Here is a 24022-nt window from a genome sequence, read left to right as displayed (position 1 = left end):
TGCGGCCCTAAATCGGTTCACCTCAGCCGCGCCCCGGCCATTCTGCGCGGCCTGGCGACTAAGCTGGAACGCATGATTACCGGGGAACTCAAATCACAGGTTGACCAGCTTTGGAATACGTTCTGGTCCGGCGGCATCTCCAACCCGATCGAGGTGATTGAGCAGATCACCTACCTGATGTTCCTGAAGCGACTCGATGACCAGCAGACGCGGCTGGAAAAGCGCGCGAATCTGACGGGCAAGTCGATCGACCGCCCGGTGTTCCCGGAGGGCGCGGACAAGTTCGGCCGCAATTATGAGGACCTGCGGTGGAGCCGGTTCAAGAACTTCAGCCAGGATGAAATGTTCCGCGTCTTCACGGAGTCGGTCTTTCCGTTCATCCGGGAGGGCCTGACGGCGGCGGCCGAGGAAACTGATTCGGCGTTTAGCCACCAGATGCGGGACGCCCGCTTTACCATCACCAAGCCTCACCTGTTGCAGAAGGCCGTCGACCTGATCAGCAGCATCGACATGGAGGGGCGGGACACCAAGGGCGATCTGTACGAGTACATGCTCTCCAAGATTGCCTCGGCCGGCACCAACGGCCAGTTCCGCACGCCGCGCCACATCATCGAGCTGCTGGTGGCCATGCGGGACCCGAAGCCGATGGAGCGGATTTGCGACCCGGCCATGGGCACCGCAGGATTCCTGATGGCCGCGGGGGAGTACCTCCGTGAGCAGAACCCGGACCTTCAGTTCGACAGGACCCAGCGCGAGTTCTTCTCCAACCAGCAGTTCCATGGCTTCGATTTCGATGCGACCATGCTCCGCATCGGCGCCATGAACCTGCTGTTGCACGGCATTGAGAACCCGGTCATTGAGGACCGGGATTCGCTGGCGGACCTGCACGCGGCCGATGCCGAGAAGTATGACCTGATCCTCGCGAACCCACCGTTTGCCGGCAGCCTGGACTATGAGAACACCTCTAAGGAACTGCTGAAGGTCGTCAAAACCAAGAAGACAGAGCTCCTGTTCCTCGCCTTGTTCCTGCGTCTGCTGAAGCCGGGTGGACGTGCGGCGGTCATCGTTCCGGACGGCGTGCTCTTTGGTTCCACCAAGGCGCACAAGGATCTGCGCAAGCAGATCGTGGAGGACCAGATGTTGGAGGGCGTGGTGAAGCTCCCGTCCGGGGTATTCAAGCCGTACGCAGGAGTCTCGACGGCCGTCCTGTTCTTCACCAAGACCAACTCCGGAGGCACGGAGGACGTCTGGTTCTACGACGTACAGTCGGACGGCTTCAGCCTGGACGACAAGCGCACGCCGCTACCCGAGGGCACGACCAATCTGCCCGAAGTCTTGGAGCGGTGGCAGAACTTGCGCGGTGCTCAGGGCCAAGAGTTCGTCGAGGTAGAACGCAGCCGGTCCCGCAGGGAACGCTCATTCATCGTGCCGAAGGACGAGATCGCTGAGAACGACTACGACCTCTCGATCAACCGCTACAAGGAGGTTGATTACGAGGAGGTCGAGCACCGGGCTCCGGCGGACATCATTGCGGACCTTGAGAAGCTTGAGGCGGAGACTTCGGAAGGCCTCGCCGAGCTGAAGGACCTCCTCAAGTGAAGCATGTGAGCCTTCGAGAAGTTGCAGCCATTAATCCGCCAGCACATGACTTGAGTGACGAATCAACAGTATCGTTCGTCGGTATGGCTGGTCTCGATGATGCTTCGGGTCGCGTCGTTGATGAACGGATGACGCTTTATGGTGACGTTCGCAAAGGGTATAGGCCGTTCAAAGCAGGAGATGTTCTGGTCGCCAAGATAACGCCCTGTTTCGAAAATGGGAAAATTGGGCTAGCGACGATTGAGAATGAATACGGCGCCGGGTCGACCGAGTTTCACATTTTGCGCCCAGACGAAAATCTAGACGCGCGTTACCTGTCTCATCTCTTGCGCCACCCACATTTTCGCGAAGTTGGAAAACTTCGCATGACTGGTAGCGGTGGGCAACGTCGTGTTCCAGCTGACTACCTAAGTAAATGCAAAATTCCCCTCCCAGGTTCCTCTGAGCAGCGGCGCATCGCTGACATCCTCGACAAGGCTGATGCGATCCGCGCGAAGCGCCGCGAGGCCATCGCTCACCTCGACTCCCTCGCGCAGTCGATCTTCCACGCCATGTTTGGTGATCCGGTGACGAATACGAAGGCATGGCCCACAGTGGCTCTCAGCGAGTTGGGAACTCTGGATCGAGGTGTTTCTAAGCATCGTCCGCGTAACGACCCGAGATTATTGGGCGGGCCGCATCCATTGGTGCAAACCGGAGATGTGGCAAATGCGGGCGGGTATTTAGCTGATCATTCGAGTTCCTACTCAGATTTTGGACTTAGCCAGAGCCGAATGTGGCCTGCTGGCACTCTTTGTATAACTATCGCAGCAAATATTGCGAAAACATCAATTCTGATGTTTGATGCATGTTTTCCTGATAGTGTTGTCGGTTTTAACTCGACCAAGGATCAGGTGGAATTTGTTCGTCATTGGTTTAAATTTCTGCAGGAGATTATTGAGCGAAAAGCACCAGAGTCGGCACAAAAAAACATCAATCTGGCTATTCTGCGTAGCCTTCAGGTTATTGACCCGCCTCGTGTGAGGAAGCAGGAGTTTGCCCGGAGAGTTAGGGCAATCGAGGCCCAGCGCACACGCCTACTCGCAGCTCAAAAGGCAGAGGACGAGCTGTTTGCATCACTCCAGAACCGAGCGTTCAAGGGAGAGCTCTAATGGAGAATCAGGTTCCGCCGGCAGAGATGCCGCGCTGGTACGAATTCGTTCGTCCCGTGTTGAGCGTGACCGCACAAGGCGGGCGGTGGAAGACGAGGGACCTTCGCGCCGCGGTCATCGCAACGGTGGGGCTCACGAGACAACAGATTGAAGAGACACTGCCGTCCGGTGGATCTCGCGCAGAAAACCGGATCACGTGGGCGATTACTCATCTGTCCAAAGCGGGCTGGCTCGATCGCCCAGCACGGGCTACATATGAAATCTCAGAAGCAGGACGTGCCTGGCTCGCAGGGAACCCGACTGGCTTGCAATCTCAGGGCCAAGCCCACCAACTGTTCAAACAGTACTGGGACGATGCTTCAGCGTCGACGGGGGCTGCCCCAGCCTTCGCTGACCCAGTCACTGCCGCCGACAATGGGGCGGAATCGTCCACCCCTGAAGAGCTCATCGCCTACGGCGTACAACGCGTCAACGATGAAATCGCTGTGCAACTCCTTGAGCGACTGCGGGGTGCTACGCCAGATTTCTTTGAGGAAGTTGTCGTCAAAGTCCTCCTAGCCATGGGGTATGGCGGCGCCGAGGAGCGAGGGCAACGGATCGGCGGGACCGGCGACGGAGGAGTCGATGGACTGATCGACCAAGATCCGCTCGGACTGGACCGGCTTTATGTTCAAGCCAAACGCTACGGTGACGGCAATACGGTTGGCCGGGAAGCCATCCAAGCGTTTACCGGTGCACTCCATGGTTTCGGCGCCACCAAGGGTGTCTTCATCACAACAAGCACCTTCACCAAGAACGCACGCGACTTCGCCTCGTCCATCCCGACCCGGATCATCCTCATCGACGGCCAGCGGCTGGTGAGCCTCATGATCAAGTATCGCGTCGGCGTCGAAACAGAGCAGGTCTACGAAGTCGTCAAGATCGACGAGGACTTCTTCGAATGACACTGGAGAGCGCCCGCCGCGGGCGAGAGGAAGAGCAGCGACTCGGCCCGGAGCGCACTCTCCTCGAAGCAGTCCGCGTTTTGCACAACAAGGGCTATGGGCGTCTACGTGCACTCCCGTACCTTGCCCCAAGCGGACTCGGTTGGCGACTAGAGCTGAGTAAACTCCTAGACCCGGTGCATGGAGTCGAACCGCGCTTTCGATATACGTCGGCCAGTGGCTGGGAGCTGTTCGCCTCCTCCGAGGTCACGTACGCCACGACCAAAACGCAACCGTTCGACGAGGTCACCCCAAGCTTCGTGGCGCATGCAATGACGGTCGAATTAGAGCTTGACGACCTGCGTGGAGGGCTGTCGGCCTACACGTACTGGTTCAGCGCGCTACTAGATCATGCCGGCACGAACTACGTCCCGTACCACTTCGGCGACAGCGGCATTGACTACATGAAAGCTAGGTACATACCGCTCGTCGATCCGCACGATGCGTCAGTTCCCGAGGTGTGCTTCCCGCTGGCGCCCATCTTCTAGGGCACCAAGCTTGCGCAGCCTGCGTGCGTTCTACTTTGTGAGGGCGCATGCGTAGAGTGCTGCCATGACTGATGGCGAGGTGGATGCGTCCGTAACGGATGCTTCTGCTTGGACAGTTGCATGGGATGAATCTAGTGGTGACTCAGTCAAGCTATGGCTAGACGATGGTGAAGGTCGGCACTGGCTTTTCAAGGAACGCCGTTCAAACCGCTCCGAGGATGAAGCTGCATCTGAAGTTGCAGCAAGTCGGATCGCGCGTGTGCTGAACGTTCCCGCGGCAATGGCCATGCACGGTGTTCGTGATGGGAAACGTGGTGCACTCGTGCGCACCCTAGTTGATCGAAACGCGGGAGAGGAGCTGGTCGAAGGGCAGGTTTTGATGGGGTTTTTCAATGAGCGATTTGACCCATATGACAAGGATAGTATCGGTCACTCTCCTCATAGCCTAGCCCAAGCTTTGAAACTCGTTTCGGCTCCGGGTGGATTTGACGGGACAGCCGTAGAGGCATTTTCTCTGTACCTCTACTTTGACGCACTTATCGGTAATACTGATAGACATAGTCGGAATTGGGCTCTCATAACTAGTCTCCACGCGCGTGCTCGTTTAGCTGAGTCTTTTGATCACGCGACCTCATTAGGGATCACCACCCGAGATAAGGCGCGCGAGAGGGTGCTTGATTCTCACGAAAATCTACGTGCATTCGTGAGGAAAGCGACAGCACGACGGTTTGAAGGAGGCAAGAAGGTTAGCTTGTTGGACTTCGCTGATCATTTCTCGGCTGGCTGGGCTCCGCGAGTGACAGGTGAGTGGAAGGGCCGGCTGCGGGCGGCGGGCATCGACTCGCTCCTCGACCTGGTGGCGTCCAGCGGACTCACGGGCGAGGGCGCTAAACTTGCACAAGGGTTGTTAAGAGAGAATTTTAGGAGGTGCCTTGATGCTGACGCAGCATAACGTTCGAAACGTCGAATCACGGCTACCGACGGGCGAGCCAGCATCGTTGCTCGTGACCTGGCAGAATCCCGAGACTCGTCGCTACTTCCTCATGGGCGTCCTAGAGAAGCACTCGGCTGAGGACTATACGTTCCAGTACTTCAAAGGTGTCGACAAGTCCGATGAATTCCGTATGATTCCGGGCTTCCCCGATCTTCACCGACACTATCGATCCGATGTCCTGTTTCCTGTGTTTTCCTCTCGGCTCATGTCGCTTCGACGTGATGATCGAGGGGAGTGGCTTCAGTCAATGGGGCTTCCCGACGATGCCTCCGACATCCACATTCTTGGCCGTACCTTCGGGCGGCGCCTGACTGATCACTTCGAGCTGCTCGCAGTGCCCGAGGTTGACCTTGCTCGGCGGACGATTACCGGAACAACTCCTCTACATGGGTTGAGGCATCAGACAGAAGGTCTTCAGCTCGTGCGCTCAGGAGGGCTCAATATAGGCGACTCGCTTCAGATTCGGCACGAAATCGACAATGTGGTCCACGACGAGGCTCGTGCAGTCTTGACGGCTGGCGGAGTGCAGCTGGGGTACCTCCCATGGCCACTCGTGGAGTACATCCGCATGCTCGGTGCACTGAAGGGAGACCCTTCAGTGCGCGTTGCCCACATTAATCCGTCGCTGCCCGAATTCCACCAGCAGATCCTGCTCGCCTACGAATGGCGATTCTGAGCACCGCGAAGTTGGAGCGGGAAAAGGTAGGCTGACTGGCAGTGACGAGCTGCACACGCCGCAACGTTAGGGGAGCTACGTGGCGCAAGGGACCCAACCCGAATCCAACTTCGGGTTCCTGAAGGATCAGTGGCCGGCCATCGCCGACCAGGCCTACCGGGCTGAATTCTTTGCGTATCGCGACCCCCGCGTCAGCCTCATGTACGCACGGCGTGCGCTCGAGCAGCTGGTTGGTTGGATGTACCAGTACGACGCGACGCTCGAGAAGCCGCTCAAGGACGACCTCAACAACCGCCTCAACGCCGGCACCTTCCAGCGACACGTACCCGATGCCGTCCGCGACCAGATGCACTCTGTCCGGAAGATTGGCAACACCGCTGTGCACAGTCAGGCATCCGTCGCGCTCCCCGCTGCAGCCGCCGGTCTGACGGGTCTCTTTCGTGCTGCGATCTGGGTAGCTCACACCTACGCACGCAGTGACGCCAGCCGCGTCACCAGTGCCGCACGTCTGGACCTCGAGCGCTTCCGGCCCCAGCCCGCCGAACCGCGAGAACCGGCCAAGAGCCAAGCCGAAGTCGCCCAGATGGCCGCGGAACTCGAAGCCGCAGAAGCCGAGAATGACAAGCTCCAGGCGGAACTAGACGCCGCGCGCGCAGAACTCGAGCGAATTAAAGCCGCTAACGCCGAGCGGGAGATTCCCGAGATCGACCTCGGCGAGATGGACGAGGCCGCCACCCGCGTCTATATCGACCTCCAGCTGCGTGAAGCCGGCTGGAACCCCGACGACTCGCGCGTCCGCGAATTCAAAGTCACCGGCCTGCCGCCCGGGCTCGGCAGCAAGGACGGCGTTGGCTACGCCGACTACGTCCTCTGGGGGGAAGACGGGCGTCCACTCGCCGTCGTCGAAGCAAAGAAGGCCGCGGCCAGCCCCAAGAGCGGCGAAGAACAGGCGCGCTACTATGCGGAAGCGCTCGAAAAACTGTTTGGCCGCCGCCCGCTGATCTACTACTCCAACGGGTACGAGCACTGGCTCTGGGACGACGCCGTATTCGGCATCACCGGCGGGCGCCCCGATGGTTATCCGTCCCGCCGCGTGCTTGGTTTCCACACGCGCGACGAACTCGAACTCATGATCGCCCGCCGCACCGGCCGGCGGGACCTCGCCCATGCGCCGCTCCCGACCGGCATCGCCGACCGGCCCTACCAGCAGGAGGCCATCCGCGCTGTCGCCGAGACACTGCAGGCGCGGCGTCGCAAGGCGCTCCTCGTGATGGCGACCGGCACTGGCAAGACGCGCACCGTCGTCGCACTCACCAAACTGTTGACCGACTACCGGTGGGCCAAGCGAGTCCTCTTCCTCGCGGACCGCAATGCCTTGGTGAACCAGGCCAAGAAGGTCTTCGGGCAATTGTTGCCGGGGTCCTCGCCGGCACGGCTCGGGGTTGGCAACGACGACGCCGCGGGCTCCCGGCTTCACCTAGCCACGTACCCAACGATGATGAACATCATCGCCGACTCCACTGAGGGGCGGGCGACAGGGGAAGATTGGCGCGGAGTCGGATACTACGACCTGGTGATCATCGATGAGGCCCACCGGTCCGTGTACCAAAAGTACAAGCGGATCTTCGATTATTTCGACTCCTACTTGGTGGGCCTGACCGCCACGCCCCGCGATGAAATCGACAAGAACACCTACGGGCTGTTTGAACTCGAGAGCGGCAAGCCGACCAGCGCCTACTCGTTGGAGCAGGCCGTCGACGACGGCTATTTGGTCCCGCACAAGATCCGCAACATTGAGCTCGGATTCATGCAGCGCGGGGTTCGCTACGCCGAGTTGAGTGAGGACGAACGGGCCGACTGGGATTCGTTCGAATGGAGCGAGGATGGGGACATCCCCGACGCCGTCGAGTCCGTTCACCTCAACAAGTGGCTCTTCAACGCCGACACCGTGGACAAAGTCCTCGGCGTGTTGATGTCCGAAGGACGGCACGTCTCCGGCGGGGATGAGATCGGTAAGACGATCATCTTCGCCAAGAATCAGGTTCACGCCGAATTCATCAAGGAACGGTTTGACCGCAACTACCCGCACCACGGCGGGGACTTCGCTCGCGTCATCACGCACAGCGTTAAGCACAACCAGATGCTGATCGACGCCTTTAGCGATCCGGACAAGCGCCCGCAGATCTCCATCAGCGTGGACATGCTGGATACCGGTGTGGACGTGCCGGACGTGGTGAACCTGGTGTTCTTCAAGGACGTGAAGTCCCGGACCAAGTTCTGGCAGATGGTGGGACGCGGAACCCGCCTCCGCCCGGACCTCTATGGTCCCGGCCAGGATAAGGAAGACTTCATCATCTTTGACGTCTGCGGGAACGTGGACTTCTTCAATGCCGGGGGAGACGCACCGGAAGGACGCCTAACGCCGTCGCTGGCCGCCCGGATGTTTAGCGCGCGGGCACGCACGCTCATCGCCGCGACTCACGCTGGCTATCACGCCGACTACATCGAGAACCTGCGGACCACGTTGCATGGCCAAGTCTCCCGGCTGGAACGCAATAATTTCCTGATCCGGCCGCACCTGGCCGCCGTCGAAAAATACTCGCAGCGTCAGGCGTGGGAAGACTTTGGCGACGTCGACGAAGTCGAAACGGACGCCGAACTCTCCGGGCTCATGGAAACGCTGCCGACGGACGACAGCCAGGAAGCCCGGCGCTTTGATCTCCTGACCCTCAACCTGCAGCTGGCCGTGCTGACGCACGACGGCGACACGGCACTCAAGGTGGGCAAGCAGCTCAAGCTCTTGGCCGGCGCGTTGGCCGAGCGAGTGCATGAAGCATCGATCGCGAAGCATCGACACCTGATCGAAGCGATCCTCGAGGTCGAGGAGACGGCGGACGCGTGGGCTGGACAAGACCCGGCCTGGCTGGAGCAGGTCAGGGTGAGTCTGCGCGGACTCATTCACGTGTTGGAGAAGGCCAAGCGTAAGCCCGTCTATTCGGATTTTGAAGACACGCTGATCGGCGTGACGGATGGCGAGATCACGACGCCGAGCATCGACGTCGAAAACTACCGCCTGCACATTCAAGCTCACTTGCAGCGGCACCTCGATCACCTTGCGGTGCAGAAGCTCCGCCGCGGTAAGCCACTGACCGATCAGGATCTTGAAGCGCTGGAAGCCTTGGTGCTGGAGGACGGCAAGGTTCCTGCCGAGAAGCTCGACGAGATCGCGGGCCAGGACCTGCCGACTTTCGTGAAGTCGTTGGTGGGGCTGGAGAAGGAAGCAGTCCGTGAGTCCTTCGCGGAGCTGCTGTCCGGAAGCCTGCTCAATACGCGCCAGCAACAGATGCTCAGCATGATGGTGGACCACCTCACCAAAACGGGCCGCATGACCTTGGACATGCTCTTTGAGCCGCCCTACACGGACATCGCCGAGGATCCGCTCGTGCTGTTCGACGAGAGCACGCTTTACGACTTCCGCGGCGTGATGGAGCGCTTCAGTGGGCCCACCCTTGAAGGTCATGCCAGCTAGTTATTATTTGAACATTCGCTAATAACTCCTTTATTTCATTGCCATTTATTGATGGCAGATGAAATGTCGACTGCCAAGTGTTGAGAATAATTAGTTGCCATGATCTCTATCGTTGACAGGACGGGTGGCTGAATCGTCGCCCTTTATTGAACCGCTGCCGGAAGAGTCTCGCAGGACATGACCCTGAGCAAAAATTCTTTGAGCGGTTTCGACGCGGATTCTCTCTTGCTGTGTTTCTGGCAGGTTGACGATGAAGGGTTCGAGCGCCGTTAGTGTTAGTTCTACTTGCCGTGAACTGCGCTCTTCTTTTCGGTGCTGCGCTGATTCGCGGAGCAACATATAACCTACGGCAGCGGCGCCGCCTGGGGCGCCAAATTTCTGGAGTATGGCCTGCCACCACTGGAGATCGTTTCCAAAACCTAAAATTGGGAGGGCAGCAGCCACTACGAAAAGAAAGGCCGCGATGGATAGTGCCCACACGGCTCCATTGCGCCAGCGATCTGCGGCTTCTGACTGATTGTTCGCATAGTTTCCATAGTCGGAAGCTGTGGCATTAATTCCAATTTCTTGGAGGACGTTTCTTGATTGGGTCTCGTAGTCCTCCATCTGAGTCAAGTGGCGATTAGCTTCAAGTTCGTGATGCTTAAGGACTTCGTCCCACTCTGTGGCCCGCTCGTCCTGAGACTTGGCGAAGGACTCTTGGTATGTGTTTAGTGCCGTATCTAAGCGTGTTTTTTGCTGTCCGATCGTTTCGTTCGTGTCGCTCGACAGTTGTCTAATGTTGGAAATATCTTTTTTGAGTTCATCAAGTTTATCCTCGATGGATTTGACATGGGAATCCAGTTGTTGTTCAGAGTCGGCTTTATATACCTGCAGGGAGGCTAAAGCGCTTTCGCGAATTTTTGCTACACGCGCCCTAAGGGTCTTGAGTTGTGAATCAGTTTCTGAAGAAAGCTTCGCGAATTCCCGTTCGATCCGCTCAGCTCGGTTTCCAAGTCCGTTTAGACGCGCCTTTCCGGTGGTAGGCCAAGTTCGGATATGGGCTGCCAGTTGGGTAAATGGGACTGGCTGTCGGTTGGCTTGCAGCGCAAAGATCGCTGCTGGGTTAGCGTCTAATAGTTCGACAGTTCTATCGACTAAGGTCTGAACCTGACTCAAATGTTCTGATGTAAGTGCTGGGTGAGGGACGTTGGCGTGTGAGCTTATCTCATTAAGTAGCGAACTTAGTCTGTATAGATTATCATCCATCTTATTCGCTGGATATTTGGCGATTATTTGCAAGGCTTTGTTTACTGATGACCAAAGGCTATGATCGCGATGTTGGTCTTCCCAGGTCATGCTATTCCCCTGTAGCTTTGTGGTTGAAGGCGTCGTGTATGAGCGGTAACAGTTTGTCTACAATAGCCAGAGGTGTCCATAGATTGGTAGATCATCGAGGCGGGGGGCTGCGGATGTGTAGGAGAGTGCTGCTCGTATGAGTTCGGCATGGGCAGGCAAACAAGGCCATCGAAGTGCCGAATGGCTCACCAGTCTGGTCGCTGCTGGTATTGCCGTGGCGTGATGGAACGCTTCAGCGAGCCCTCTCTTGAAGGCCACGCGAGTTAAGTCTTTACCGCCGTGTACCGGCACCCGATGAGCCGACGATTTCGGGCACGGATTGTCGGGCGGGTGGTGCCAGCCGACTCGTAGGTTGGATTCGAGAGAAAGGGGCGCGAGCGTGCACTTGTGGAACGACGCACTCGAGCTGATCGAAGCCAACCTCACCGAGGAACTGAACATGGCCGACGTCGCCCGCGCGGCGATGACCAGCGAATACCACTTCCGGCGAATGTTCTCCACGCTGTCCGGCATGCCGGTGTCCGAATACGTTCGGCGCCGCCGCATGACCGTAGCGGCCGCGGACATCCTGCGCGGGGACGGCATCCTCGACGTCGCCATCCGGTACGGGTACACCTCGGCCGAGGCGTTCACGCGGGCCTTCCGCGCCGTCCACGGGATCTCGCCGGCCCAGGCCCGCGAACCCGGTGCCAGCCTGGCGTCCCAGTCTCGTCTCTCATTTCATCTCCGAGTAGAAGGGACGACGCCGATGAACCATCGCATCGTTGACTTGCCAGCCACCACACTCGTCGGCCTCCGGGCCACCGTTCCCGTGGTGTATTCCGGCCCGAACCAGGCCATCATCGACTTCGAGCGCTCGATTCCTGCCGAGGTGCGCGAACGGATGGCGGCGCTGAACGACGTCGAACCGCGCGGGCTGCTGTCCGTGACGGCCGGGAACCAGCCGGACGCCACGGAGGGGAGCGACGTCGACTACTGGCGCGCGGCCGCGACCACTCAGGACACCCCGGTGGAATTCGAGGAACTGCACCTGCCGGCCGGCACGTGGGTGGTCTTTGAAGCCGAGGGGCAGATGCCGCAGGTCGCACAGCAGCTCTGGGCGGACGCGGCTACCGAATGGTTCCCGTCCAACCCCTACCGCTGGGCGCCGGGGCCGCAGCTCATGACCGCGGACCTGGAGCCGGGCAGCGCCCAGGGGACCGCGCGGCTTTGGATCCCCATCGAGCCTGAGTAGGCAGGCAATGAACCCGGCCCGCGTCTAGTCTCGGCGGACGATGATGGTTGACTCCGGTTTGGGGGCGGGATTGGGGTCGTCGAGCCGTTCTTCCGGGGCGGCGTCGCGCTGAGGTCCGGTGATGAGCCGACCGCTCGCGCGTGCCGCCTCCCGGGCCCCGACATGCACTGCGGTCAGGGCCCGGTAAATGCCGATCAGCAAGAGGACGAGCCCTACGATCGTGCCCGCGACGGACACGAATCCCATGAAGCCGAGGGCTCCCGCGTCGATGTAGCGGAAGCCCGTGTAGAGCAGCGCGGAGTACAACGGGAGTCCCGCCAACGGTGAGACGACCAGCAACACGATGCCCCAGATGACGAACGCGGCGCTGGCTTTCAGCGTGTCGTGAGACGCGGACTCTGTGTGTTCATTGCCCGTGTTGCTCACTGACTGGTGGGTCTGGCTGCTCATCTGGATCCCCTCGACCTTGTGACGGCTGCTTTGCCGGCCAATTGACGTATTGCAGCGAGCCTAGCGCCGGCGGGGGAGCGTGAGAAGGAGGGCCCCGCCGGCCAGCAGGCCCCAGAACGCCGAGCCGATGCCCGCGATCGTCAGGCCGGAGGCGACGACGAGGAACGTGCCGAGCGCGACGAGCCGCTGGTCCTCCCGCTCAAACGCAGTGGAGACTGCGTTCAGCATGGCCGTCATGAGGGCCAGCCCGGCGGCCGCCTGAATGAGCGACTCCGGTGCCGCCTCGACGAGCAGGGTGGCGAACGGCGCGGCCAGCCCGAGCACCACATAGGTGGCGCCACCGGTGAACGCGGCGATCCAGCGGTGATCGCGCTCCTCGCCGGCTTCCGGCCCCGCGACGATCGCCGCCGACAGCGCCGCCAAATTCACGGTCGGTGCCGCGAACAGGGCGCCGACGCCGCTGGCCGCGCCCGAGGACAGCAGCACCGGGGTGGCCACGGGCTGGCGGTACCCGAACGTGGTCAACACGGTGAATCCGGGCAGGTTCTGCCCGGCCATCGTCACGATGTACAGCGGAACGGAGAGGGCCACGATCACGGCCGGATCCCACGCCGGCGCCACGAACTCGAGGCGCGGCAGCAGCGCGGAGGCGGGCGGCGGCGTCGTACCCCAGGCGTAAACCGCCACGGCGACAGCCGTGGCCAGCATCGCCGCCGGGACCGCGGCGCGTGGAGCCCACCGGCGGGCCGCCAACCACACGACGACGATCGGCAGGGCGTAGGCGGGCAACTCGAGCGACGCGGTCACCGGGGCGAGGCAGATCGGGAAGAGGATTCCGGCCAGCATGGCCGCCGCGATCGAGGCCGGAATCCGGCCGACCAGCCGGCCGAGCGCGGGCCAACACCCGGTGACCACGATCAGGGCCGCGGTCACGATGAGGGCGCCCACGGCGGCGTCGAACTGGTCCGTCACCGCGCCCGCCGTGGCCAGAAGCGCGGCTCCCGGCGTGGACCAGGCGAAGGAGAGCGGCAGGCGTGTAGCCCAGCTGAGCGCCATGGCCAGAACGCCGTTGAGCAGGCACACGGCCAGAAGCGCCGAGGTGAGTTGGGTTGCGCTGGCACCGACTGCGCTGAGGCCGGCGAGGACAATCGCGAACGACGACGCGAAGCCGGTCACCGCGGCCATCACGCCGGCGGTGATGGGCTGCGAAAACCTCAACATAGCGCGCACGGAGAATGAGCCTAGTTGGCCCCACCGGGCGAAGCGGAATCGAGGCGCAATAACACGGTTGATGACGCTAGAGTAGGGGGACTACATACCGCTGCACGCGGGAGTGAGGTTTGAACTGAAACAACGTCGATCGGAACGCTAGTGGCACTTCGCCTTTCCACCCTGTTCTTGCGCACGCTCCGGGACAACCCCGCAGACGCCGAAGTCGCAAGTCATCAGCTCCTAATGCGCGCCGGTTACATCCGCCGCGCCGCACCCGGCATTTACACGTGGCTGCCCATGGGGCTGAAGGTCCTGGCCAAGGTTGAGGCCATTGTGCGGGAGGAAATGAACGCGATTGGCGGCCAGGAAGTGTCCTTCCCAGCCCTACTGCCGCGTGAGCCGTACGAGGCCACGGGCCGGTGGGAAGAGTACGGCGAGGGCCTGTTCCGCCTGCAGGACCGCAAGGACGCGGATTACCTGCTGGCCCCCACACACGAGGAAATGTTCACCCTGCTGGTGAAGGACCTCTACAACTCGTACAAGGATCTGCCGGTTTACCTGTACCAGATCCAGCAGAAGTACCGCGATGAGGCCCGCCCGCGGGCCGGTCTGCTGCGCGGCCGCGAGTTCGTCATGAAGGATTCCTACTCCTTCACCATCGACGATGAGGGGCTGGAGGAGGCCTACCAGAAGCACCGCGCCGCCTACCTCAAGATTTTCGAGCGCCTCGGCCTCGAAGTGGTTCCCGTGGCCGCGACGGCCGGGGCCATGGGCGGCTCTACCTCCGAGGAGTTCCTGCACCCCACGCCGATTGGCGAGGACACGTTCGTGCGCTCCGCCGGCGGGTACGCGGCCAACGTGGAGGCCGTCAGCACCGTGGTGCCGGAGGAGATCCCGTACGACGACGCGGCCTCCTTCCAAGTCCGGCACACCCCGAATACGCCGACGATCGCCACGCTGGTCGACGCCGCGAATGAGATCGCACCTCGCGAGGACGGTCAGTGGACCGCTGCGGACACCCTGAAGAACGTCGCGCTCACCATCGTGCACCCGTCCGGGGCCCGGCAGGTCGTCATCGTGGGAGTCCCCGGGGATCGCGGAGTGGATCTGAAGCGGGTTCAGGCGAATATTGGCCTGCTGATGGAGATCAGCGGTGAGGTCTCGGTGGAGCAGGCCAGCGACGAGGACCTGCGCTCCCACCCGCTCCTGGTCAAGGGGTACATGGGCCCCGGGCTGGGGCTGGATCACCAGGTCCTCGGTAGCGAGGGCGCCACGGGGCTGACGTACCTCGTCGATCCGCGCGTCGTTTCCGGTACGACGTGGATTACCGGCGCCAACGTTCGCGGCCAGCACGTCTTCGGGCTGGTGGCCGGACGTGACTTCACGTGGGACGGGACTATCGAGGCGTGCGAAGTCCGGGAGGGCGACGAGGCGCCGGACGGTTCCGGGCCGCTGCAGACCGCCCGTGGCATTGAACTCGGGCACATCTTCCAGCTCGGCCGGAAGTACGCCGAGGCTCTGCATCTTCGGGTCTTGGATGCCAACGGCAAGCAAGCCACGGTCACGATGGGCTCCTACGGCATCGGCGTCACCCGCGCGGTCGCCGCGATCGCTGAGCACTACCACGACGATCAGGGGCTCATCTGGCCGCGCAGCGTCGCTCCCGCGGACGTGCACGTGCTTGTCACGGGCAAGGGCGATGAGCTGATCGAGGGGGCGGAGAAGATCGTCGCCGACCTCGAATCCCGCGGCGTTGAGGTGCTTTACGACGACCGCCCCAAGGTCTCCGCCGGCGTGAAGTTTGGTGACGCCGAGCTCATCGGCATCCCGACAGTCGTCGTCGTAGGCCGTGGCTTCGCCGACGGCCAGATCGAGGTTAAGGATCGCGCCACCGGCGAGCGGGAGAACGTCGCCGTCGCGGACGTCGTCGACCACGTGGCCGGCATCGTCCGCGGCTAACGTGGAGCTGTTCGCGCCCGATGCGTACGGGTGGCTGACGGGTTCCGGGCTGGAGGCCATCCAGCTCGGAACCCTGCTGCTCATCATCGTCGTAGGGTTCGCCGCGGGCTGGGTCGACGCGGTGGTCGGCGGCGGCGGATTGGTGCAGTTACCGGCCCTCTTGCTGGTGCCCGGCATCACGCCCGTCCAGGCGCTGGCCACCAACAAGATGGGCTCCATCTTTGGCACCACCACGAGCGCCGTGACGTACTACCGGCGGGTCCATCCGGACCTGCGCACGGCGATTCCGATGGCGCTGATCGCGCTCGCCGGAAGCTTCGGCGGCGCCATGATCGCGGCGGTCCTGCCGGCCGAGGTGATCAAGCCGGTCATCGTCGCCGCGCTCGTGGCGGTGGCCATTTTCACCGCGGTCAAGCCGACCGTGGGGGAGTTGACCCAGCTCCGCCACAGCGGGCGCCGCCATCACGCGGTCGCCGCGCTCATTGGCCTCATCATCGGTTTCTACGACGGCCTCTTGGGTCCGGGGACTGGGTCCTTCCTGATCATCGCCCTCGTGGTGTTCCTCGGCTACAACTTTCTCGAATCCTCGGCCAAGGCCAAGCTCGTCAACATGGCGACGAACCTTGGTGCGCTCGCGTTCTTTCTGCCGAGCGGCCACCTCTTGTGGGGACTGGGGCTCGTTCTCGGCCTCGCGAACATGGTGGGCGGGTACGTGGGCGCCCGGATGGCCATCAGCAAGGGCAGCAAGTTCATCCGCGTGATCTTCCTGATCGTCGTGACCGTGCTCATCGCGCGCTTGGGGTACGACGTCGTGGCCGACTTCGCGGCCTAATCGAACTCGGCCCTGGCGAAACCAACCCACGTCTCGCCCGCGGCGGTCAGGGCCTGTTCCATGAGGGCCGCCCGCGCGGCCGGGTGAACAGCCGCAGCGGCCTCGCGCAGCTCGAGCGCCCAGCGGCCCTCTAGGGCGCTGGCGCGGTCCGCGAGCGCCGAGTCGGCGGGCGCGGGATAAGCCGGGCTGCGCAGCGCCGTGCAGCCCGTGGGCAAGAGGGCAGCCAGGTGGTCGCCGGTGGTGGCCCGGGCGGCGGCAGCCCGCCACCGCCACGTCCCGTCGGCGTCGTCGTCGTCGCGATCGGTGCCCGTGCGCACCGCGGTGTACTCGTAGAGGTAGGCCAGCTCGTAGGCGGTCGCGGCCGCCTGTTCGAGGGCGCCGCAGGCCCGCTCGTCAGCGGTGCCGACGTCGTCTGGTTGCGCGTCCGCCGCGAGGAGATCTTCACGCACGGCCGCTGCGGCGTCCGGATCGACGTGAGCGAGCGCCTGCCACTGCTCTAACCCGACGGCGACGAGCGTGCGCAGGCGCTCGGCGGGCACGGCCGTTCCGGTGGCATCGCGGGCCTCGGGGTCCACCGTGACGTTCAGTGCCCGCGTTAACGTCTCGCGCGTGGCGAGCTCGAGCACCTCTGGTAAGGGGGCCGCTTCCTCATCGCCGTCGGGCGAGTCAGTGGACACGGGCGATGGCAACGCCTCGAACCACGGCTCAGTCCGTTCTGGGGGGCCGATCAAGTGCGGATGGCGCTCGAGGGCCCGCGCGATGGCGTCGGGCAGAGCCTCCGGTGTCTCCTGGGCCACGCGTTCGGCGACGAGCTCAACGTGTTCTTCAACACGAGGGCGTTGGCCCTCGCCCGTCGCCGCATCGGCGGCGCGGCGTTCAGGCGGCAGTGTGGACACCGTGGTCCCGAGCGCGACGACGATGGCCGCGAGAAGAGTCAGAACCACGATTTGGCGCAGTCCACGGGCCGTTCGCCGCCACCACGGCGGGCGCCGTGGTGGACGGGTTGCGGTGTGGCGGGCATGCTGGCTCATCACGTCGATCATCCCACGGGGCAGAGCCGTTTGCGCGCCACCAGAGGTGCCCAGCAAGCGAAAAGCGTGTCGAGTCGATAGTCTGGTGGCCACAACATCGAATATGTGGGAGGAACTGATGCCCGGCACGCCGGAGAACGCCCAACCAGAGGCGGACCGCCTCACGGAGTACCTGAGGCCCACGGTTGCCTCCCACGGCCTGATCCTCGAGGAAGTCGAGCTGCGCCGGTCGGGAACGCACCGCGTGGTGCACGTGGTGGTTGATCGTGAAACCGGTACAGACGGCGTCGACCTGGACACGATCGCCGAGGTCTCTGAGTCCGTCTCCCGCGCCCTTGATCAGGACCCGCAGGACTCCGAGGCCCCCTACGATCTCGAGGTGTCCTCGTTCGGCGTGAGTCGCCCGCTGACCGAGCCGCGCCACTGGCGCCGGAATCTGGGCCGTATGGTGACCGCCAGGATCGCCGGCGCGGACAACGTCACCGGACGCCTCCGTGAGGTCACGGACGGTGGCGTGGTGTTGGTGCCGGAGATCCAGCCCAAGAAGGGCATGAAGCCCAAGCCCGGCGATCCCGTGAGCCTGCCGTTCGAGCAGGTCGTTCACGGCAAGGTAGAAGTGGAATTTAATCGCCCAGACCCGGGCGCCGAGACGATTCTCGACAGCAACGAGGAGGCCTGAGATGGATATCGATATGAGCGCGCTGCGCCTCTTGGTCAGTGAGCGGGGGGTCGAGCTGGAGCAGGTCATCCCGACCATCGAGCAGGCCCTTCTGGCCGCTTACCACAAGACCCCCGGAGCCTTCTCTCGCGCCCGCGCCGAAATGGACCCCAAGAGCGGCCACGTGACGATTTGGGCGGACGAGATCGAAAAGGACGGCACCGTCGTCGGGCAGTTTGACGACACCCCGGAGGGCTTCGGACGCGTTGCGGCATCGACGGCGCGTCAGGTCATCATGCAGCGTCTGCGCGACGCCGAGGATGACAAGGTGCTGGGTCGCTTCAAGGGCCGCGAGGGCCAATTGGTCTCCGGCCAGATTCAGCAGGGCAACAATCCGCACATGGTGCAGGTGGACCTCGGCGAGATCGAGGCCCTCCTGCCTCCTCCCGAGCAGGTTCCAGGCGAGTCCTACCCGCACGGAGGCCGTCTGCGCGCCTACGTCACCTCGGTGACCAAGGGCACCAAGGGGCCATCAGTCACGCTCTCGCGGACGCACCCGAACCTCGTCAAAGAGCTGTTCAAGCTCGAGGTTCCCGAGATCGCGGATGGTTCCGTGAGCATCATCGCCGTGGCCCGTGAGGCGGGGCACCGCAGCAAGATCGCCGTCCACGCCACCAAGGCTGGCATTAATGCCAAGGGAGCCTGCATCGGCGAGATGGGCACCCGCGTGCGCGCGGTGATGAATGATCTGAATGACGAGAAGATCGACATTGTTGACTTCAGCGAGGATCCGGCGACGTTCATCGGCTCGGCGCTGTCCCCGTCCAAGGTGTCCTCGGTCACGATTGTGGATGAGGCGTCGCGTCAAGCGCGCGTCATCGTCCCCGAGAGCCAGCTATCGCTGGCCATCGGCAAGGAGGGGCAGAACGCCCGACTCGCGGCGAAGTTGACCGGTTGGCGTATTGACATCGTCTCCGATGCTCAGGCGGCAGCCGGACGATAGGCCGCGGGGGCTCGGCGGGATCGGCCGGCGTTTCGCCCCGCCGAGGCGGCAGGGGAGGGGCCCGAGTTGCGCATTCGCGGTAGACTGGTTGGTGGTTTGGCGTCAGCCGGACGGAATTGATCAGATGGAGCGTCACGTGAGCGAGCACCACAGCCCGCAACGGACGTGCATTGGATGCCGTCGTGTTGATGACCAGGCTGCGCTGCTGCGCTGGGTCCTGGATCGGGAAACAACACCCTTCACCGTTGTCCCCGATCCCGCTCGGCGCAAGTCCGGTCGGGGTGCTTGGATGCATCCGCAGCCGGAGTGTGCCGCCATCATCGTCAAGAAGCGGGCGTTCGCCCGGGCCTTTCGTGCCCCGGTGCCGACGCCGGATGAGTCGGTGATGCACGCGGCCATCGACGCGTTCGCGACTTGCGGACGCGCCGAAGCAAACGTTCAACCTGAAAGCGGGTCAGAAGACTGATGGAAACCCGATGAGTGGTAAGCGATGAGCGCCTAGCTATGAAACAGAAGTTATGCGCCGTAGCAGGTGTGCCGTCCCACGGCGGACACCGCAGACGTAAGAACATGACGGTCCATCCCTAGCACTGTGCGAGTGGGGCGGACCGAGACAGGAGAAAAGTGCCCAAGGTCCGCGTACACGAGCTCGCCAAAGAGCTCGGCATTCCTTCAAAGGAAGCCCTCGCAAAGTTGCAGGAGATGGGCGAGTTCGTTCGCTCCGCCTCCTCGACCATCGAGCCCCCCGTGGTGAAGAAGCTCCGCAGCGCCTACCCCAACGCGGGTGGCGGCGAGCAGAAGTCGGACAAGCCGGCGGCCAAGCCGTCTGCTGCCAAGTCCGCTCCCAAGCCCGGCCCCAAGCCGGCCCCGAAGCCGGCAGCTGAGGCCCCCAAGCCGGCCCCGGCCGCCGAGGCCCCCAAGCCGGCTGCACAGGCCGAGGCTCCGAAGCCCGGTGCCCCCAAGCCCGGCCCCAAGCCGGCCCCGAAGCCGGGCGCGCCGCGCCCCGGCAACAACCCCTACGCCTCCTCGCAGGGCATGCGCTCCCGCGACGGCGGACGTGGCGAAGGTGGCCGCCGCGGTGGCCCGCGCCCCGGCAACAACCCGTACTCCTCGTCGCAGGGCATGCGTTCGCGTGACGCAGGCCGCGGTGAGGGCGGTCGCGGACCGGCCCGCCAGGGTGCCGGTCAGGGCGGTCCGCGTCCGGCACCGGGGCAGGGCGGTCCTCGTCCCGCACCCGGACAGGGTGGCCCGCGTCCGGGCGCGCCCCGGCCGGGAGGTAGCGGCGGCGGTGCCCCGCGCCCCAACCCGAACATGATGCCAGCCCAGCGTCCGGCCAAGCCGGCACCCGGCGGCGGACGCCCCGGTGCCGGTGGTCGACCCGGCGGTGGCGGCCCCGGCCGTCCGGGCGGAGGCCCCGGCGGATTCCGTGGCGGCGGCGGTCGTGGCCGCGGCGGCACGGCAGGTGCCTTCGGTAAGGGCGGTTCGCGCGGCAAGCAGCGCAAGTCGAAGCGCGCCAAGCGTCAGGAATTTGAGCAGCAGCGCGAGCGCCAGTTTGGCGGCGTGACCGTCCCCAAGGGCGATGGCAACACGGTCGTGCGCCTGCGCCGCGGTGCATCGGTGGCTGACTTCGCAGAGAAGATCAATGCCAACCCGGCTGCGCTCGTGACGGTCCTGATGACGTTGGGCGAGATGGCGACGGCGACCCAGTCGCTGGATGAGACCACGTTCGAGTTGCTCGGCGAGGAGCTCGGCTACAAGGTCGAGGTCGTCTCGCCGGAGGACGAGGAGCGGGAGCTGCTCGAGTCCTTCGATATCGACATTGAGGGCGAGGCCGAGGCCGAGACCGACGACATGCTCGAGGCTCGTCCGCCAGTGATCACGGTCATGGGTCACGTCGACCACGGCAAGACCCGCCTGTTGGATGCGATCCGTCGCTCCAACGTCATCGAGGGCGAGGCCGGCGGCATCACCCAGCACATCGGTGCGTACCAGGTCCACGCCGAGCACGAGGGCCAAGATCGCGCGATCACCTTCATTGATACCCCGGGTCACGAGGCCTTCACGGCTATGCGTGCTCGTGGTGCGAAGGTGACGGACATCGCCGTGCTGGTGGTGGCCGCGGACGACGGCGTCATGCCGCAGACCGTTGAGGCGCTTAACCACGCCTTGGCAGCCGAGGTTCCCGTCGTGGTCGCCGTCAACAAGATGGATAAGGAAGGCGCCAACCCGGAGAAGGTCAAGGGCCAGCTCGCCGAATACGGTCTGGTTCCGGAGGACTACGGCGGCGACACGATGTTCATCGCGGTTTCCGCGCTCAAGGGCGACGGTATCGACGATCTTCTCGAGGCCGTCCTGCTGACAGCCGATGCGGCGCTGGATCTGCGCGCCAACCCGGACAAGAACGCTCGCGGTATTGCGATCGAGGCCAACTTGGATAAGGGCCGCGGCGCCGTCGCGACCGTTCTCGTCCAGTCCGGCACGCTGGCCGTTGGTGACACGATCGTGGCCGGCCACGGCCACGGACGCGTCCGCGCCATGTTCAACGAGAACGGCGAGGCCATGGATGTGGCTCTGCCGTCGCGTCCGGTTCAGGTCCTCGGCCTCTCGACGGTCCCGCGCGCCGGTGACACGTTCCTCGCCACCGAGGACGAGCGCACCGCGCGCCAGATCGCGGAGAAGCGCGAAGCCGCTGACCGCAACGCACAGCTCGCCAAGCGCCGCAAGCGCATCACGCTGGAAGACTTCGACCAGGCTGTGGCTGAGGGCAAGATTGACACCCTCAACCTCATCCTCAAGGGCGATGTCTCCGGTGCGGTCGAGGCGCTCGAGGACTCGCTGCTCAAGATCGACGTCGGCGAGGAAGTGCAGCTGCGCGTCATCCACCGCGGCGTCGGCGCCATCACGCAGAACGACGTCAACCTGGCGACCGTCGATGACGCGATCATCATCGGCTTCAACGTCCGCCCGGCGGAGCGCGTGCAGGAGCTGGCCGACAAGGAGGGCGTCGATATGCGCTTCTACTCTGTCATCTACGCGGCCCTCGACGACATTGAGAATGCGCTCAAGGGCATGCTCAAGCCGGAATACGAGGAAGTCCAGTTGGGCACGGCGGAGATCCGCGAGGTCTTCCGCTCCTCCAAGTGGGGCAACATCGCCGGTTCGATCGTCCGGTCGGGCATCATGCGCCGTAACGCCAAGGCTCGCCTGGTGCGTGACGGCAAGGTGGTCGCGGAGAAGCTCAGCATTGAGTCGCTCAAGCGCTTCAAGGATGACGCCACCGAGGTCCGCGAAGGCTACGAGTGCGGTATCGGGCTCGGCGCGTTCAACGACATCAAGGAAGGCGACATCATCGAGACCTTCGAGATGCAGGAGAAGCCGCGCGTCTAACCGGCGCACGCAGCAGACGACGGCGGGTACCGTGACCACGGTGCCCGCCGTCGTCGGCTCATTGATAGATTTTTCTCAGCAGGAGAATTTCAAAGGAGGCCATCATGGCTGATCAGGCACGCGCAGCACGCCTTGCGCAGCGCATCAAAGTCGTTGTCGCCCAAGCGCTGGGCCGCGTCGTCAAGGATCCGCGCGTCGAACCGGTGACGGTGACCGACGCTCGGGTCACCGCGGACCTGCAGCAGGCCACGGTCTACTACACCGTCTTTGGCGACGACGAAGCGAAAGCGGCGGCCGCCCAGGGCCTGGAGAAGGCGCGCGGCGTGCTGCGCAAGGAGGTCGGCAAGAACCTCACGATTCGCTTGACGCCAACCCTCGACTTCGTCCCGGACGAGGTCCCCGTCAACGCCTCCCATCTCGAGGAGGTGCTCCGCGCGGCCAAGGCACGAGACGCGGAGGTCGCGGCGCTGGCCGAGGGGGCCGCCTATGCCGGCGAGGCCGATCCTTACAAGAAGGTGGCCGACGAGGACGAGTCTGACGAGCAGACGGGCGAGGAGCCCCGGGCGTGAGTCCCCGGTCATCCGCAGACCAGGCCGGGCCGACGAGCGCGTCCGGCCTCGTCATCGTCGATAAGCCTGCGGGATGGACGAGTCACGACGTCGTCGGGCGCATGCGCCGTCTGGCTGGCACCCGCAAGGTGGGTCACGCGGGCACACTAGACCCCATGGCCACCGGAGTCTTGGTGGTCGGTGTCAATAAGGCCACCCGGCTCCTGACGTACATTGTGGGGGTCGACAAGACGTACGAGGCGACGATCCGGCTCGGCCAAAGCACCGTCACGGACGACGCCGAGGGCGAGATCCTCGAGCACACCATCGCGGCCACCGTGACGGAAGAGGCCGTGGCAGACGCTGTGGGCCAGCTGACGGGCGACATCATGCAAGTTCCCTCGGCCGTCAGCGCCATCAAGGTCGCCGGCGAACGCTCCTATGCGCGCGTGCGCAAGGGGGAGAACGTGGAGCTGGAGGCGCGCCCCGTGCGCGTCGGGCGGTTCGATATTCGCGACGTGCGCCGCCTGCAGGGCGGCAAGATCATCGACGTGGATGTCACCGTGGACTGCAGCTCGGGAACGTATATTCGCGCGCTGGCCCGGGACCTCGGCGCCGCGCTTCACGTCGGCGGGCACCTCACCGCGCTGCGCCGCACGCGGGTGGGACCGTACGGTCTTGACGTGGCACGCACGCTCGACGAGCTGGCGGATGAATTCGGGCTGCTTGAGCTCGACGCGGCGGCGAGAGCCCTCTTCCCGAACCGCCTCCTGACGGACCGTGAGGCCACGGAGCTCTCCTTCGGTCGCCGCGTCGAAGAGAACGCCACCGAGGATATTCACGCGGCCGTTGCGCCGTCCGGGACCGTCGTCGCCCTCTTGAAGAATAAGGGCGGCGTAGCCCGCCCGGAGATCGTCTTCGCCGCCAACTAGTGCGGCGCCCTGATAACG

The 24022-nt window shown here is 63.5% G+C and carries 20 protein-coding genes and 1 pseudogene; 17 read left to right on the top strand and 4 right to left on the bottom strand.

Going from position 1 to position 24022, the window contains the following annotated elements:
- Window positions 1–72 precede the first annotated feature (72 nt).
- From IW252_RS03005 to IW252_RS02975, 8 genes and pseudogenes are all read left to right on the top strand, one after another.
- The gene (locus IW252_RS03005; protein ID WP_196835216.1) at window positions 73–1599 is read left to right on the top strand and encodes a type I restriction-modification system subunit M; all 1527 of its coding nucleotides are present in this window, start codon (window positions 73–75) and stop codon (window positions 1597–1599) included.
- Window positions 1596–2750, top strand: a complete 1155-nt coding sequence (locus tag IW252_RS03000) for a restriction endonuclease subunit S (RefSeq protein ID WP_196835215.1) — start codon at window positions 1596–1598, stop codon at window positions 2748–2750. Before IW252_RS03005 ends, IW252_RS03000 begins: the two co-directional genes overlap by 4 nt.
- Window positions 2750–3028: pseudogene (locus IW252_RS13430) on the top strand (winged helix-turn-helix domain-containing protein); the annotation flags it as partial. The gene IW252_RS03000 and the pseudogene IW252_RS13430, both read left to right, overlap by 1 nt.
- 27 nt (window positions 3029–3055) lie before the next feature.
- Window positions 3056–3694 (top strand): restriction endonuclease, encoded by a 639-nt coding sequence (locus tag IW252_RS02995; RefSeq protein WP_231366161.1) that lies wholly within the window; start codon window positions 3056–3058, stop codon window positions 3692–3694.
- Window positions 3691–4221, top strand: a complete 531-nt coding sequence (locus IW252_RS02990) for a hypothetical protein (RefSeq protein WP_196835213.1) — start codon at window positions 3691–3693, stop codon at window positions 4219–4221. Before IW252_RS02995 ends, IW252_RS02990 begins: the two co-directional genes overlap by 4 nt.
- Before the next feature lie 64 nt (window positions 4222–4285).
- Window positions 4286–5173 (top strand): HipA domain-containing protein, encoded by an 888-nt coding sequence (locus tag IW252_RS02985; protein ID WP_196835212.1) that lies wholly within the window; start codon window positions 4286–4288, stop codon window positions 5171–5173.
- Window positions 5157–5891 carry a hypothetical protein gene (locus IW252_RS02980; RefSeq protein ID WP_196835211.1) on the top strand — a complete coding sequence of 245 codons (735 nt, stop codon included), beginning with the start codon at window positions 5157–5159 and terminating at the stop codon, window positions 5889–5891. Before IW252_RS02985 ends, IW252_RS02980 begins: the two co-directional genes overlap by 17 nt.
- 79 nt (window positions 5892–5970) lie before the next feature.
- Window positions 5971–9420, top strand: coding sequence for a DEAD/DEAH box helicase family protein (locus IW252_RS02975; RefSeq protein ID WP_196835210.1), 3450 nt, complete (start codon window positions 5971–5973; stop codon window positions 9418–9420).
- 90 nt (window positions 9421–9510) lie between these two features.
- Here IW252_RS02975 and IW252_RS02970 read toward each other — a convergent pair whose 3' ends face one another.
- The gene (locus tag IW252_RS02970; protein WP_196835209.1) at window positions 9511–10758 is read right to left on the bottom strand and encodes a hypothetical protein; all 1248 of its coding nucleotides are present in this window, start codon (window positions 10756–10758) and stop codon (window positions 9511–9513) included.
- A 379-nt stretch (window positions 10759–11137) separates the two neighbouring features.
- On the opposite strand from IW252_RS02970, the gene IW252_RS02965 reads away from it, so the two are divergent.
- Window positions 11138–11992 (top strand): AraC family transcriptional regulator, encoded by an 855-nt coding sequence (locus tag IW252_RS02965; protein WP_196835208.1) that lies wholly within the window; start codon window positions 11138–11140, stop codon window positions 11990–11992.
- Window positions 11993–12016: 24 nt separating this feature from the next.
- Here IW252_RS02965 and IW252_RS02960 read toward each other — a convergent pair whose 3' ends face one another.
- Together IW252_RS02960 and IW252_RS02955 are read right to left on the bottom strand one after the other, a co-directional pair.
- On the bottom strand, window positions 12017–12442 hold the full coding sequence (locus IW252_RS02960; RefSeq protein WP_196835207.1) for a hypothetical protein: 426 nt from the start codon (window positions 12440–12442) through the stop codon (window positions 12017–12019).
- Between the two features lie 60 nt (window positions 12443–12502).
- On the bottom strand, window positions 12503–13663 hold the full coding sequence (locus tag IW252_RS02955; protein WP_196835206.1) for a benzoate/H(+) symporter BenE family transporter: 1161 nt from the start codon (window positions 13661–13663) through the stop codon (window positions 12503–12505).
- A gap of 150 nt (window positions 13664–13813) precedes the next feature.
- Between IW252_RS02955 and IW252_RS02950 the strand changes: the two genes are divergently transcribed.
- Both IW252_RS02950 and IW252_RS02945 read left to right on the top strand, forming a co-directional pair.
- Window positions 13814–15613, top strand: a complete 1800-nt coding sequence (locus tag IW252_RS02950; RefSeq protein ID WP_196835205.1) for a proline--tRNA ligase — start codon at window positions 13814–13816, stop codon at window positions 15611–15613.
- A 1-nt stretch (window position 15614) separates the two neighbouring features.
- On the top strand, window positions 15615–16445 hold the full coding sequence (locus IW252_RS02945; protein WP_331271415.1) for a sulfite exporter TauE/SafE family protein: 831 nt from the start codon (window positions 15615–15617) through the stop codon (window positions 16443–16445).
- Here the strand turns inward: IW252_RS02945 and IW252_RS02940 are convergent.
- Entirely contained in the window at window positions 16442–17476 is a 1035-nt protein-coding gene (locus IW252_RS02940) for a hypothetical protein (protein ID WP_196835204.1), read from the bottom strand. The genes IW252_RS02945 and IW252_RS02940 overlap by 4 nt on opposite strands.
- 103 nt (window positions 17477–17579) lie before the next feature.
- On the opposite strand from IW252_RS02940, the gene rimP reads away from it, so the two are divergent.
- From rimP to truB, 6 genes are all read left to right on the top strand, one after another.
- The gene (gene rimP, locus IW252_RS02935) at window positions 17580–18155 is read left to right on the top strand and encodes a ribosome maturation factor RimP (protein WP_231366155.1); all 576 of its coding nucleotides are present in this window, start codon (window positions 17580–17582) and stop codon (window positions 18153–18155) included.
- Window position 18156: 1 nt separating this feature from the next.
- Entirely contained in the window at window positions 18157–19137 is a 981-nt protein-coding gene (gene nusA / locus IW252_RS02930; RefSeq protein ID WP_196835203.1) for a transcription termination factor NusA, read from the top strand.
- Window positions 19138–19273: 136 nt separating this feature from the next.
- A complete protein-coding gene (locus IW252_RS02925; RefSeq protein ID WP_331271413.1) occupies window positions 19274–19603 on the top strand; it encodes a YlxR family protein in 330 nt (109 codons plus the stop codon).
- A 158-nt stretch (window positions 19604–19761) separates the two neighbouring features.
- Entirely contained in the window at window positions 19762–22524 is a 2763-nt protein-coding gene (infB, locus tag IW252_RS02920; RefSeq protein ID WP_196835201.1) for a translation initiation factor IF-2, read from the top strand.
- Between the two features lie 104 nt (window positions 22525–22628).
- On the top strand, window positions 22629–23093 hold the full coding sequence (gene rbfA, locus IW252_RS02915) for a 30S ribosome-binding factor RbfA (RefSeq protein WP_196835200.1): 465 nt from the start codon (window positions 22629–22631) through the stop codon (window positions 23091–23093).
- Window positions 23090–24004 carry a tRNA pseudouridine(55) synthase TruB gene (gene truB / locus IW252_RS02910; protein ID WP_196835199.1) on the top strand — a complete coding sequence of 305 codons (915 nt, stop codon included), beginning with the start codon at window positions 23090–23092 and terminating at the stop codon, window positions 24002–24004. Before rbfA ends, truB begins: the two co-directional genes overlap by 4 nt.
- The last annotated feature ends 18 nt before the right edge of the window (window positions 24005–24022 follow it).

The organism is Zhihengliuella flava, from assembly GCF_015751895.1.
Taxonomy (GTDB): domain Bacteria; phylum Actinomycetota; class Actinomycetes; order Actinomycetales; family Micrococcaceae; genus Zhihengliuella; species Zhihengliuella flava.
This window is presented reverse-complemented; position numbering and strand designations above follow the sequence as displayed.